Source organism: Dyella tabacisoli (genome assembly GCF_003350925.1).
GTDB lineage: Bacteria > Pseudomonadota > Gammaproteobacteria > Xanthomonadales > Rhodanobacteraceae > Dyella_C > Dyella_C tabacisoli.
The window spans coordinates 107,699-120,741 of sequence record NZ_KZ857184.1 but is presented as its reverse complement, the minus strand read 5'-3'; the positions used below and the strand labels follow the sequence as shown (position 1 = coordinate 120,741).

Here is a 13,043-nt window from a genome sequence, read left to right as displayed (position 1 = left end):
GATGCGCAAGAGGCAGTTGGCGTGGTGGCTGTGGGCCGCAGGAACCGTCCTGATTGTGCTGAGCTGGTTCGATGTGGTGACTCCGCAGGTTGGATGGGTCGGTTTCGCTATCGGCATGTGCGGCAGCATTCTTGGTTGGGGCCTTCGCCCTCCTCGATCACCGCAACCATCGGTCGACACTAACAACGATCAGGCCCCAAAGGTCTAATGACGGTAAGGTCCGCTTTCGACCCGAAGCAGACATCTTGAACTTAAGAAAGCCCCTCCGAATTTGGCAGAAACGCATGTTTTCACCTGTAGAAATCAGTGAATTCTTTCTCGGAGAAACAGGCTGCGTCCTAGAGTTGGACTACGTCGACAACAACTCTTCGGTAAGATGTGAAGTCGTGGCCCCCAGGCATGTACGAGCTCGTATACCCAAGACATGTCGTAGCTTGAGTCATCCATTTAGCATTGAGTTTGCCCTCTCGGATCCAGCATGTGGCGCTTCATATGTTCAGTCGGCATCTGAATACATAGTGGAGATTACTAAACGACATCAAGTTCGCTCAGTACTCAAAATCGCATCGCTTTATCTGGATTGGACCGATATAGCGCGATTACGTGGCCGAATTACTCGGGTGGGCCAAGACGTGTAGAGCTTGATCGATACTGCACTTTCAGCTATCTCCGCTTCCGACCCAAAGCAGACATCATTGGCAAACTCTAAATGGATGGATCGACGATGCAGATCGCCTGTGAACGTCACGAAGACCTAGAGCTGAAAGAGCTCTATGACGCCGGAATGGATGTCAGTTGGGCTGGAGAGACGATTACATTTTCCGACGATGCACAAACGTTGGTTTTCAGGTTGGATGACTCATTGCCTGGCGAGGCACAGCTCTCGAAGCTCATCGAGAACGGGCGTTCGTTAGCTGTGAAGCTTGGCAAGGCTTTTGCTGGCAATGAAATTGCGCTGCCCCGGACGAATTCACTTCTCGTCCAGGCACTAGAATTCCTGAGAGATGAGCGGACAGTTAGGGGGATTTAATGATCGGCCGGTATGACATTGGGTGCGAGCAAGCATCCGTGGACGAGGCAATGGTCCTTGAAGGCATCCATAGCGGCCCCCCCCTGTGAATGTATTTCGCCCCCCATGTCCAATTCACTTCTATCGATCCGCACCCCAAATTACCCTTCCTGCTCGGATCGTGTCGCGCACACGGGCGAAGGCGGTCGGATCTTTGGCGGGGTCGCCGTTCAACAATACAAGATCGGCATCCATACCATTTGCAATCCGACCTTTGCGGGAGATGTAGCCGAATCGCTCGGCCGGCGCGGTGGTGAGCGAGGTCAGGATAGCCCGCCAGTCGAGGGCGCCCGACATCAGCTTGTATTCCTCCGTAGGGTCGAAGACATCGATGTAACCTACGTCGGTGCCGAACAATATCCGGCCGCCCGCACCAGCGTAGTTTTTGACCTCTGCCGTGATGACCGAAATAGCGTTCGCCAGATCGTTCGGGCTTTCGTGGAATTTCTTCGCCTCGACCTCGAACAGCATCATGGTTGGAATGAGAGCCATATCATGCGCACGCAGTCGGGCGATCAACTCTGGCGACCACCCGCCTGGGTCTCCCCCATCCATGGCTGTGGTATGAGCCAGGATATCGACCCCTGACTCAATCGCCACGTTTAGCCCGGCGAGGTTGGCTGGATGAGCGAACGCGGGCACCTTCCGACGATGTGCCTCGTCGACGATCGCCTTGGCGATGTCAATCGGCATAGGAAGAACGCCGATCTTCCCACCCACGACGGCACCGGCGAAGATCTTCACGCCATCGGTACCGTTATCAAGTTGGCGAGCCGCGCGAGCAGCAGCTTCTTCGGGTGTTGAAACTTCCTCATTGGGCGCGCCATGTGCCCGCAGATATTCGCGAACATAGAAAGGCGTCCCGCCTTTTGGATAGAAGGGATCGCCAACTGTCAAAATCATGGGGCCAGTGATATCACCCGTTTCCACGCGGTGCCGAAGTGCGATCGCGTTCTCGGTCGATGAGGCGATGTCAAAAATGGTGGTGAAGCCCCAGCGAGTGAGCATTGTCTCCAAGCCACCTTGCAAGGTTTCGGCTTTCGCTGCAGTTGCGCCGAGAAGGCTCGGTGTCATCAGGTGGACATGGCTGTTCCAGAAACCTGCCGTCAGCACTGAACCGCGCGCGTCTATTAGACGAACGCCACGGGGAACGCTGATCTGCCGGCGTGGGCCAACACCGACGATCTTCCCCCCACGCACGAGAACAACACCATCGTTGATTGGTTCACTATCGGGTGCGGGGTAGATTTTCGCCCCCACAATGGCAAGATCGGCTGCGGTAGGAATCGACTCATGCGCGCTCCCGCCAGCAATGAGAGACAACCCGACGATCAGTCCGATCAGCGTCCGGAGACGCAATGCACCAATTCGATATCGAGCGCTTGATGTTCTTGCCAATAAGAGGGTCATCTTTCTCTCCGAAGCGGTCTGACTGAATAAGATTCAAGGCAGTGACGTATGGCCGTGCGATAGATGGCTTTGAACTGCGCTTCACTCGAAAATCGGTTGGCGCGATGCATGGAGACCAGGCCTTGGGCGAGAGCCGCGAGTGATATCGCAACGTCAAGCGCAGGCTTGTTGCCAAACCATCCGTTGGACTTAGCCTGATCAATTCGCAAGATGATCATCGCCATGACTGGTGAGCGGCCGACTGCGAAGTCATCAGGAAATTGGCGTGCGCTGGGCGCTGGGAGCATGAAAGCTGCATCGAAACGGTGCGGCTTGGTCAGTGCAAAATCTAAGTACGCCTCGATCAACTCCTCCAGCCACGCCATGGGGTCCTGGGCTGATATGGACGACACGATCTTGCCCCACGTTGCCAGGCCGTCATCCATAAGGGCATCGAGCAAGGCGCTTTTGTCCACAAAATGCCGATACATGGCCATCGGCGACAGCTTGGCTCGCGTGGCGACCTTGCGAACGGTGAGTCCAGGGATGCCCTCGCGATCGAGGACAGCTCTTGCGGCGGCGAGGATGGTGTCTCTTGTCATATGTGTACACTGTACGCATATTTGTGTACTATGTAAACTGTCTCGCTTTCGAAGCATGTTTGAAGTGGGCCTGTCGCACGAAGCCGCGCGAATGCGCGGGGCGGGCCTGATCGTCGCCATGGCGACGCCAGCCATGCTCTCGCTGGGAGGTTGCTTTCCGCTCAGCGGACACTACCGGCTGCGCCATCTGCTCACAGACGCCGGTAGCACTCGATCAGGTGGATTGGCTTGAAACACAGAGCAACTATCTCGCCCTGCACATAGGTGACGCCACGTTTCTGATCTGTCAAATCATCAAGGCGTTCGAAACGCAACTGGATCCGAGACAATTCGCCCGCGTCCATCGCCGGGCCATGGTTTCCCTGTACAACATCCAGGACCTGAAGCCACGTATCAATGGTGATGCGGAACTACGCCTTCGCACAGGGCAGGTCGTACGCGTCAGCCGGAGTTATTGAAAACATGTGTCGGAGAAGTGCTCGGAAGCTTGATGCGGACTTCACGCGGGAAACAAGCGCCCCATGCGCCTCAGCAAGCCCGTCCAGCGTGCTGGTTTGGTCCTAAACCAGATCGCTACCACTCCGTACGTCAATCGGCACCGTCCGTCCGACACACGAGATCAAGAGATGATTGGGCAGTCTTGAGTTTATCGCTTTGGTGCAGGCATCGAAGTTCTCGATGGTCTCCGATACACGGACCCGCATTCCATGGCTGGCGCAGAGGATGATCTGTCCACTGTCATTGCCCTGGCGATAAGTGGCTCGAACAACCTCGGCGAATTCCATTCGCTTTAAGAAAAAGGCGCCCGTCCATATGGATGTCGCATCAAGAATGACGCGAAAACGATAGAGATATAGGCAGAACAGGGTGGCGGCGAGGAAGTACGCCGCAACGACCACCTTCCCAGCGAGCAGATTCGTGAGACCTGGCTGCGCTGCTATCAGGAAGCCCAGCGTGTAGAGGCCAATGAGGTAGAAAAGCGGTGTGCCTCTGGGCCACCGGTATGTCGAATACTCGTCCATCATCAAACCCGTATTTAGCGCCGTGGTCATGACCTCGAAGCGTCATCATTCACGCCATCGTTTGCCGAGTCCCAAAAACGGGTGCGCAATACCCGATGCCGGGGGAATACACCCCATGGGCACCTCCTGCGCGTGCCTTTCAGACCTCTGAAGGGCGAGTATTTGCCGGCCATTGCCGTTTGGGAAATAACAAAATGGCAGGGGGACGTAACGCGAGTGCATAAGTGGGCATTCGGTCGATTTAGCTAGCAAACGATCGTAAGGTCCGCTTCCGATCCGTAGCGGACAATTAGCCAGGCCAAGCATTGCTCCCGCCGCAGGTCCCGCGCAGGCCGGCTCTGCCGGGTCTTTGCTAAATCTCACAGTGGACATAGCGAATTTACCCAGCCGGCCGGGCAAGGCGGTGGGTCTGCCGGTCTTGTATGTTAGAAACCGGAGCATTCGACCGCGCGCCAGGCGACGCGGGTGTATGTGCCAACGCTGCGGGAATATCGTGCGGACCTATAAACTTGCCTTGCTCGGCCTGTCCTTATCCCTCGCCACGGCGTTCACCGCTGCGCATGCGGCCCCCATCGCCACGCTTGACCGGCATGGTGCGTGGGTCAGCGTTGAGGCCTATGGTCCCAACGTGGTCCACATCACGATGGCCACCGACAAGGCGCAGGCGCTGAAGGCACCCGGCTATGGGATTCTTGCCGATCACGCCGACGCGTCGGCGTTCCATCAAACCCACGATCAAGGCGGCGATACGTTTGCCTCCTCCGCGCTTACCCTGCATGTCGACGCTGCACCGCCGCCGCACACGCCAGGCACCATGGAGCGCTACTTCTTGCCCGGCCTGGCGCCGGTTCGCCTGCAGGTAAAGAACGCCAGGGGCTCAACCGTCGTCAACATGACCGGTTGGGAAATGGCGCCGCACGAAGTGGCACGCGAGGCGACCTATCAGGTGGGCGCGACGTTTGCAGCACCGGCCGATGAACACTATTACGGCATGGGCCAGAACCAGGACAGCGTTGGCCCGCTCGATCTGCGCGGCCGCGTCATCGACTGCCAGCACTGGTACGACGCGCCTGCGGGTGAAACCGTCTGCGTGCCTTTCATGGTGTCATCGAAAGGTTACGGCATCATCTGGGACAACCCCTCGGATACACGCTTTGTCGCGGGCATCCGTGGCCGCACCAGTTTCCAGTCGAAAGTGGGTGAGCGCGTCAGCTTTTTTGTCGTGACGGGCGACACGCCCGAGGCCATCTACTCCGCCTACGCCCGGGTCACGGGCAAGACGCCTATTCCGCCGAAGGCGGCCTTTGGCCTGATCCAGTCCAAGGCGCGCTACGACAGCCAGGCCGAGATACTGCGCGTTGCGCATACGTATCGCGAAAAGAACTATCCGCTCGACGTGATGGTGCTTGACTGGTTCTACTGGACGCGCATGGGCCAGATGGATATCAATCCGATGGAATTCCCCGATCCCGATGCCATGAACAAGCAGCTTCATGATGCGGGAATGAAGTCGATCATCTCGATCTGGCCGCGCTTCGAGCGCTCCGGGCGCTACTTCAGCGAGCTCGATGCCAAGGGCTACTTCCTGAAGGACAGGAATGGCAGGACGGTCGACGGCCTGGCGTTCCGTTCGGATCGCACCGGTGCGCTGATCGACTCCACCAACCCGGCGGCGCGCCAGTGGTTTTGGGGGCATGCGCGCGACAACATCCTCTCGCATGGCTTCGACTATCCGTGGCTCGACGAGACCGAGCCGGATCTCGTGCCGGATGGTTACTTCTTCTCGATCGGCTCGGGCGACCGCTACCACAATGTGTTTCCGTTGGTGCACGTCGAAGGCGTGGCGCAGGGTATGCGCACCTGGAAACCGGATGAGCGTGTGTTGATTCTTTCCCGCGCTGCTTATCTTGGCTCGCAGCGTACCGGCGCGCTGTTCTGGTCGTCGGATATCGATCCCACCTGGGAGGCGCTGCAGCGCCAGATTCCCGCCGGCCTCAATATGACCGCCTCCGGCATTGCGTACTGGGGCAACGATATCGGTGGCTGGCAGTCTCTGCCGCAGACCACTAGCGCTACCAAGGCGCCGTTGCTCGACCCTTCCGATGCACGCGACACGGTGGGTCAGAACAACGATTACCCGGAGCTGCTCACACGCTGGTTCGAGTACGGCACCTTTCTGCCGACCCTGCGTCTGCACGGCGATCGCAAGCACACGGAAATCTGGGCGTTCGGCCGCCAGGCCGAGTCGATCTTGGCGAAGTACGACAAGCTTCGTTATCGCCTGATTCCATACATCTACAGCCAGGCCAGGAAAACCTACGACACCGGCGCGCCCTTCATGCGCCCGTTGTGGATGGATTTTCCGGGCGATGCCCAGGTCCCCAACCTGGGCACGGAGTATATGTTTGGCCCCGCCTTCCTGGTGGCGCCGGTCACCGAGCAAGGCCAAACGGAGAAGGATGTGTACCTGCCTGCCGGCAGCGACTGGTACAACTTCTGGACCAACGAAAAGCTGACCGGCGGACGCTGGGTCAAGGTGGCCGCACCCATCGACCAGATCCCGGTATTCGTCCGCGCCGGCTCCATCGTGCCGCTGGGTTCGGACATACAGTCGACCGCGACGATACAGTCGATCGCCGAGGTCCGCGTCTATCCGGGCAAGGATGCCGACTTTGCGCTCTACGACGACGACGGCACCTCGTACGGCTACGAGAGGGGCAAGAGCATCACGACCCAGCTACATTGGAATCAGGCGTCAGGTGCCTTGAGCGCCACCGGTGGCGATGCCGCATTCAACAAGAAGGTGGCGGAGCTGACCAAGGTCGTGGGCAAGTAAGAGTGCATGGAGCGCGGCATAGGTTGCCGGCGCCGCCAAGGGTGGGGCCGCGATGCACCAGGTCACTTGGTCGGGTGTGGCATTGACAGTTTGTGGGGCTTGCCATGTTGCGAGTGTCCACTTCCGACCCAAAGCGGACCTGACGTATCTTGACCACGATCTAGTGAACAGGTGGCTCCAAATCTCTACGTCCAAGTGCGGTGTCATCAAACTACATCGCCAATACGCATGAGTTCCGCCATGCTCTCTCGAGAGAAACTAGCGCGGACCGAATGAAAGGCATGAGCCTCAGAATCCCCTCCCTCGCCAACATGGGGCAAGGGAGGGGGCTTCATCTACCAGCGTTGACTACCCGCCATCTGCACGGCTTTATAGGCATCCAGAATGCCTGCGCCGATGGGTTGATCGCTACTCACATGCGATGTCGCCGCGGACGACTTCAATATCGAAGTCACCTGCGCCGGTGTCAGTAATGCCTGACCGAGGCTTAGGCGATAGCTCTGCATCAGAGCAACCGCACCAGCCACATGAGGTGTGGCCTGCGAAGTGCCGGCCATTGCCCCATAGCCGGCCGCGGCTGGCGTTGTGGTGCCCTCGTTGATGGCCGACCAGATGGAGCCTGTCGTGGCCTGATCGCCGTCTGAAGCATCGTTGCGATACACCCCGCCGCCGGGAGCTGCAAGCGTGATGCCGCTACCGTAGTTTGAGTAGAACGCACGCTGGCCCGTAATGCCCGTCGAGGCTACTGCGACAACACCTGCACAATTTGCAGGCGAAGAGGTCGCGACGTCCTGGTTTTCGTTACCCGCCGCCACGACCACAGCCACACCGCGACCAATCGCGCCACTGATTGCACTTCCCAGCACACTTTCGGCAGGACATTCTCCACTGCCGCCCAAGCTCATGCTGATGACATTGGCAGGATGGGTGTTATCAGGCACTCCGTCCACGTGCCCACCCGATGCCCAGGTAATAGCATCGGCAATATCGGCGTTCGAGCCGCCACAATGACCGAGCACACGTACCGGAACAACCTGCGCGTTGAAAGCGGTACCCGCCATACCCACGCCGTTATTGGTGAGTTGGCCACCCGCTGTGCCGAAGACATGGGTGCCATGCCAACTACTATTCTCAGCCGCTCCACCGTCCCCACATTGGTTGCTTGTCGTCCAGTCTCCCGTATCCCAGCCCCCAGGCGCACGGCCGTCAACGGCGCGACCCGAAACCGTGTGATCCGAAAGAAAGTCATAGCCAGCATTGGCCAGCGCGAGATTCAAATCGGGATGATTAGTCACGCCCGTATCTAAACTGGCAATGACTACGCCAGCGCCATCCGCCAAGCTCCACGCTTTCTGAATATTCGCGCCCCCCCAGTTAGCAACGAGCGCATTGAGCTGCTTGTCGAAGAAGCCAGTACCGTCTGCGGCAACGTAATCCCATTGGTAGACAGAGAAATGCGGATCATTGGGTGCAGTGAACGTCGCAACGGCATCCGGCTCAACAGCGTCATCGACAGCATGCAGCATGTATTCCGGCTCCACGAACGCCACTGCCGGATCATCTGCGATCTGCTTGATGATGGCGGATGCCTCAACGTCCGACAGCACGCGCTCGGTGCGCACCAAGTCGGCGCCCGAAGCAAGCTTATGCCCGTATTGCAGGCCAGGTGCCTTGCTCGTCAACGCCCCATGTGCCCTGATTCCGTTCGGCATCGTGCGTCTGGCGCGGGAGATGGCGGCACTGACGTTCTGCACCGCCGTACTGGCATTGCCGCGCTCGGTGCTTCCATCCTTATAAGTGATAATGAAACCGCGATAGGTTTTCCCATCTTGCAATGGGCTTAGATCGTATGTGCTGGCGGAAGAAGACTGCCCGGAATGAACATCGTCATTCGCTTCGGCGGTTACCGCAATAATCAGTAGGACGGAAGCTGCTAGCAACTTCATTTGAAAGCCGTTCTTCATTTTTCATTCCTCCCAATGATGAATCCAAAGTAGACATTCGAAGGCGTCTCTAGTTACTTCCATGTCCGGACCCGGCCGATCATGCCCGCCACACGCATCGGCTACATCAAAGTGTTGAACCTCCGGCGAAGCACGCTATGGATCGATCCCTTCGCAAAGCTTGCGAAATCCGCGCCACACTTCAGAGTGAGAGGTATGCCGCATTATTCGCACATCAAGACGCAATGACACGGCCGCAGCGACATGGGGAGCCGATGGCTGCCAAGGCATGAATTCTGAAAAGACGTCTAGAAGGCTTTCATCGGAAAGAGAGGTGGGGCAACTTCTTGTTGCTGCTCGAACCCGAATGAGAACAAGCCTGCCATCGAGATGTGGGTGAGTGGTATCGGCACTCTCCCATCGTCACTGCGCCTTATGGCCTCTTGGCGACTTGTGCGGCCAAGTAAGTAAGGGCGGAGAACAAGGCGCATTCGATCCAATGGAGATCACGGTCACATTCTGACATCGTGACTCGCTACTTTTGCACGCGGGCATTTCAAAAATTTGCCTTTCAACCGTCATAGACAGAAGAGCCACCTTCGTCAGGCGTATCTGAAGAATGTGTGGTTCGTTCTTTTGATCGATTTGGAATTTTTTCTCGTCGCCACCGCCGCCCCGGCAATTCCTATGCGGTTTACGTGGCTAGTAGGCCTTGGAACAGGGGTCAGGGGTTTCCTGGCCCGTCTTTTCCGATAATGCTGTGGTGATAGATAAGCGTGGACACTTAGACACTTCGCCCTTTCCAAGGGGCTCTTGGTCACTTTGGAAGTGTGTTTCTCATGCATCAGTGACGGTACGAAAACAACTATCGGGCCAGGCTGGACTGCCTGTGACAGGCTTCAGGCAACTTCGGTGCAATACTTTTGGGGTCACAAAGCGGAGCTTCGCTGGATTGGGCCTCGCAAGCAGCTATCGTCGAACCGGGTTGCTGGTTTTTATTGGCAGGGAGTGGGTATGGACGAACCGAAGCACGTCGGCATTGATGAGTTGACCGCGGCCTTCTACGCGGCGTTCGACAATCGCGGAGCGCGGCTGCCGAAGATGGCGGAAGTACGGCGCATGTTCCTGCCCGATGGGCGGGTTACCCGCGTGTCTCTAGACGGAGTCGAATCCTGGACCGTCGACGAATTCATGGCGCCTCGCATCACGATGCTGACGGACGGTACGCTGATCGATTTTCATGAATGGGAAGTCGAAGCCGAAACGACGGTGTTGGGCAACATAGCCAACCGGCAATCCCGTTATAGAAAGGCCGGGACGCTACGTGGGGCACCCTATTGCGGCGAAGGGCGCAAATTTGTGCAGTTGTGCCGCGTCGGAGATCATTGGCGGATTATCTCGGTGCTGTGGGAAGATCTTTAATCGATTTTCTCGGTGGCGCAATAGGGCAATCATGCCGAAGGTCGACGCGCTTTACTTCGTGATTTACGGGTGTGTTGGGGAGCCTCTTATCAATTCGCCGATGGACTACTGAGATCAAGGGCGACGACCTTTGGTTTCATTTCCATCTGGAGACTGATAAATACAATGCCGAACGACATATCGAGGACGATGAAAGCGTCGAGTATCCATCAGACTGGGAGGCACCCATTGTTTGGGGGAACTATCACTCCTGCATCATTTCTTCGAATTCGTGGCATTTTTGCGGCTTCAAGGTTTGCGCTTTGAAAGAGTATTCGTTGGGTATGCTGGACGGGCTACTGTTGCACTTAGATCCGCTACCGTGCGACATGGAAGATCCCGACAGAAGAGTATTTCGTGCCTATTTGCTAGGTCACGACACCGTTGTCGACCATCACATTGAATTTTCTCGCATCAAAGATACGAATTCGTTTGCTATCACTTGGCGCGGCAAAATAGCCCTGACGTATGCCGGCTATTACGAGCCAGCATATGAGTTCGCTGCAAAAATCCACTCATTGGAAGCGCCCGAAATCGGTCCTGCGTCCTCCACAGGCTGAGGCCTAAACCAAGAAGTCATGCCTTTGTGTGACTTTCGTGCCGATGGAAGTGACTCGTGAAGCAGATGGCCTGAATAGATCAGACCTTCCTTAGGCAGCATTTTAGTTGTGGCATTTCTTCTCAATCACCCTGTTCGCTGTCCATTATCGCAACGCTGTTCAAAAAACTGCAGTCTATTATGGGCAATCCTCAGGCGACGCTTGAAGCTTCCGATAGCTCTTTGTCGCTATCGTCCGGCGCCGGTAGCGCATCAATCCCTTGGTCGGCAATTGCGGAGATATGGCAGCTCAAAGCCTGCCGGCTTCTCCTGCTTTCTAAATCGCAGTTCGTCACTCTTCCGCTCACGGACGTGATGCCGGAATTGGAGGCGTTCATTCTTGCGAAGGTGCGAGCCTCAGGAGGTAAAGTAGGCTAAAAGAATGTCCGCTTTCGACCAGAGGCGGACACTTCAACACGACGACGAGGAAAGGAAATGGATTTCGCTGTTCAATGCGCTGACGTTGGAGATGAGGCTGGGTTCTGGCAGGCGTATCTGGATGCGGTTAGGCCAGAGGGTGCTACGAGTTTCGGTTGCAACATGGATGCTTTCCGCGATGCGATCCTAGGAGGGGGCCCGGGTTGGCCGGGCGAGTGTGTTCTTCGGCTGATGGATTTTGACCACTTGCGGACTATTGGGGGCGGCCACCTTTGCCGCTTCCTACGGGATTTGGCGGTCGAATCCAGGCATGTGACGATCACATTTGAATGACTACTTCCGACCCGAAGCGGCTATTGGGCAGACGGCATGATCCGCAGATTCGCAACAATTAGAGGAGCCCAGGCGTGTCGCAAAATTTGCAGGACTCACAGAGCCCAGTAATTCGTCGCGCGTATGTCGTTCGTGCTTCCAGCCAATTGCTGGCTCGCCTCGCAGAAGTCGGTGAAGCGGATCTTGCAGAGTCGCTTTCAGTTCCCACTGTCGTCATGACGGAGCCCCTCCGATACGAGGGGAAGCTAGAGGGCTATCGCTCGCTGATCCTCGGTAAGTGCAAGACCGGTTTCATCACCGATCTCCACGATTTGCTTGGTGACCAGTTCACCAACTTGTTTGGTGATCTACCGGCGGTCGCCGTGTTCGACAATTGGTGGCTAGCCGAAGAGGCGGATGCCATCGAGATCGCAACAGATTGGTAAGCTGCCCGATCATTTGCTCATGTCCGTTCCTGGCCGATCGCGGACGTTTGAACGGTGTAAGGCGGTTGGCGGTGCTAATGTCCGCTTCCGACCCAAAGCAGACCTTCTTGGAAGGTGGGAATCGGGTCATTTGTGGCTGGATAGACGTTCCATAGGGGAAAGGGAATGAAGGCTGGTGATGTTCTGATTGGCCAGAAGGCCGAAGATTCTTGGTCTGTGGTCAAAATTCTGGCTATCGACGAGTGGCCAGATAACAGTCAGGTTTTCCATTGCATGTTCTATGAGCCATCACCAGGGCGCCCCACTGCAGAGACCATAGAGTCCCTGAATGTAGTCGCGTGGCATGCCCCCATGGCTGCGCAAGCGTATCGATCTGGCTGGGAAGTACTTTGTTCAACCGCGGTGCGTGACCGTGAGCTTGGAGGATTTCATGAATACCTAAAGCTGACGGACTTCTCGCGATACGCGACCGCAACGAGTCAGGACATGCGCAGCTTGGTGTCACAAGCGAATGAGCTTTACCGCCGAGCGTGCGCACTTGGTGAGGCGGGTGAGCGGCAAAGCGCTATTGACCTATACACAAGGGCAATCGACACCTTTCCCCTGTTTTACGAAGCCATCGATAACCGTGCTTTCACTTACATGGAGCTGGGCGACTTTGCAGCCGCTCTACGAGGATTCGAAGAATCGCTGCGAGTCAATCCAATAGGAAACGCAGCATTCTTTTCTCGAGGGGAATGCTTGATGAAGCTGGGCCTTTTGGATAAGGCGACAGCCGCGTTTAAGGAAGGTGCGGCCCGCTTTCCCGAGCATCGAGATCTTTATGTTCGTTTCCTCACGCAGTCGAGAATGAAGGCACAAGGACCGAGCGCAAGCAGTGATTTGTCGTCTTCAGAGAAGGGCGATCACGCCGCCAACGGTAGTCGTCAAGCCAATCCATGGTGGAAATTCTGGCGGCGGTAAGGTCCGCTTCCGACCCGAAGCGGA

14 protein-coding genes are annotated in these 13,043 nt (G+C 56.9%); 10 read left to right on the top strand and 4 right to left on the bottom strand.

Going from position 1 to position 13,043, the window contains the following annotated elements:
* Position 1: 1 nt before the first annotated feature.
* Positions 2–208, top strand: coding sequence for a hypothetical protein (locus tag DVJ77_RS19470; protein WP_114847199.1), 207 nt, complete (start codon positions 2–4; stop codon positions 206–208).
* Positions 209–724: 516 nt separating this feature from the next.
* Positions 725–1,030 carry a hypothetical protein gene (locus DVJ77_RS19465; protein WP_162791596.1) on the top strand — a complete coding sequence of 102 codons (306 nt, stop codon included), beginning with the start codon at positions 725–727 and terminating at the stop codon, positions 1,028–1,030.
* A 120-nt stretch (positions 1,031–1,150) separates the two neighbouring features.
* On the opposite strand, the gene DVJ77_RS19460 is transcribed toward DVJ77_RS19465, so the two are convergent.
* A complete protein-coding gene (locus DVJ77_RS19460; RefSeq protein ID WP_225428102.1) occupies positions 1,151–2,479 on the bottom strand; it encodes an amidohydrolase family protein in 1,329 nt (442 codons plus the stop codon).
* Positions 2,476–3,060 (bottom strand): TetR/AcrR family transcriptional regulator, encoded by a 585-nt coding sequence (locus DVJ77_RS19455; RefSeq protein WP_162791595.1) that lies wholly within the window; start codon positions 3,058–3,060, stop codon positions 2,476–2,478. Before DVJ77_RS19455 ends, DVJ77_RS19460 begins: the two co-directional genes overlap by 4 nt.
* A gap of 55 nt (positions 3,061–3,115) precedes the next feature.
* Between DVJ77_RS19455 and DVJ77_RS21240 the strand changes: the two genes are divergently transcribed.
* A complete protein-coding gene (locus tag DVJ77_RS21240; protein ID WP_162791583.1) occupies positions 3,116–3,292 on the top strand; it encodes a hypothetical protein in 177 nt (58 codons plus the stop codon).
* On the top strand, positions 3,279–3,518 hold the full coding sequence (locus DVJ77_RS21730) for a LytTR family DNA-binding domain-containing protein (RefSeq protein WP_162791594.1): 240 nt from the start codon (positions 3,279–3,281) through the stop codon (positions 3,516–3,518). Before DVJ77_RS21240 ends, DVJ77_RS21730 begins: the two co-directional genes overlap by 14 nt.
* A 102-nt stretch (positions 3,519–3,620) precedes the next feature.
* Here the strand turns inward: DVJ77_RS21730 and DVJ77_RS19445 are convergent, their stop codons facing one another.
* On the bottom strand, positions 3,621–4,112 hold the full coding sequence (locus DVJ77_RS19445; protein ID WP_114847195.1) for a hypothetical protein: 492 nt from the start codon (positions 4,110–4,112) through the stop codon (positions 3,621–3,623).
* A gap of 463 nt (positions 4,113–4,575) precedes the next feature.
* On the opposite strand from DVJ77_RS19445, the gene DVJ77_RS19440 reads away from it, so the two are divergent.
* Positions 4,576–6,918: a glycoside hydrolase family 31 protein gene (locus tag DVJ77_RS19440; RefSeq protein WP_225428101.1), complete on the top strand. Its 2,343-nt coding sequence runs from the start codon at positions 4,576–4,578 to the stop codon at positions 6,916–6,918.
* A 335-nt stretch (positions 6,919–7,253) separates the two neighbouring features.
* On the opposite strand, the gene DVJ77_RS19435 is transcribed toward DVJ77_RS19440, so the two are convergent.
* Positions 7,254–8,882 carry a S8 family serine peptidase gene (locus DVJ77_RS19435; RefSeq protein ID WP_114847193.1) on the bottom strand — a complete coding sequence of 543 codons (1,629 nt, stop codon included), beginning with the start codon at positions 8,880–8,882 and terminating at the stop codon, positions 7,254–7,256.
* A 993-nt stretch (positions 8,883–9,875) separates the two neighbouring features.
* On the opposite strand from DVJ77_RS19435, the gene DVJ77_RS19430 reads away from it, so the two are divergent.
* From DVJ77_RS19430 to DVJ77_RS19405, 5 genes are all read left to right on the top strand, one after another.
* Entirely contained in the window at positions 9,876–10,283 is a 408-nt protein-coding gene (locus DVJ77_RS19430; protein WP_114847192.1) for a DUF4440 domain-containing protein, read from the top strand.
* Positions 10,284–10,354: 71 nt separating this feature from the next.
* Positions 10,355–10,882: a hypothetical protein gene (locus DVJ77_RS19425; protein ID WP_114847191.1), complete on the top strand. Its 528-nt coding sequence runs from the start codon at positions 10,355–10,357 to the stop codon at positions 10,880–10,882.
* Between the two features lie 179 nt (positions 10,883–11,061).
* Positions 11,062–11,298, top strand: coding sequence for a YcxB family protein (locus tag DVJ77_RS21725; protein WP_114847190.1), 237 nt, complete (start codon positions 11,062–11,064; stop codon positions 11,296–11,298).
* Positions 11,299–11,705: 407 nt separating this feature from the next.
* Positions 11,706–12,056: a hypothetical protein gene (locus DVJ77_RS19410; protein ID WP_114847188.1), complete on the top strand. Its 351-nt coding sequence runs from the start codon at positions 11,706–11,708 to the stop codon at positions 12,054–12,056.
* A 165-nt stretch (positions 12,057–12,221) separates the two neighbouring features.
* On the top strand, positions 12,222–13,019 hold the full coding sequence (locus DVJ77_RS19405; protein ID WP_114847187.1) for a tetratricopeptide repeat protein: 798 nt from the start codon (positions 12,222–12,224) through the stop codon (positions 13,017–13,019).
* Positions 13,020–13,043: the final 24 nt, after the last annotated feature.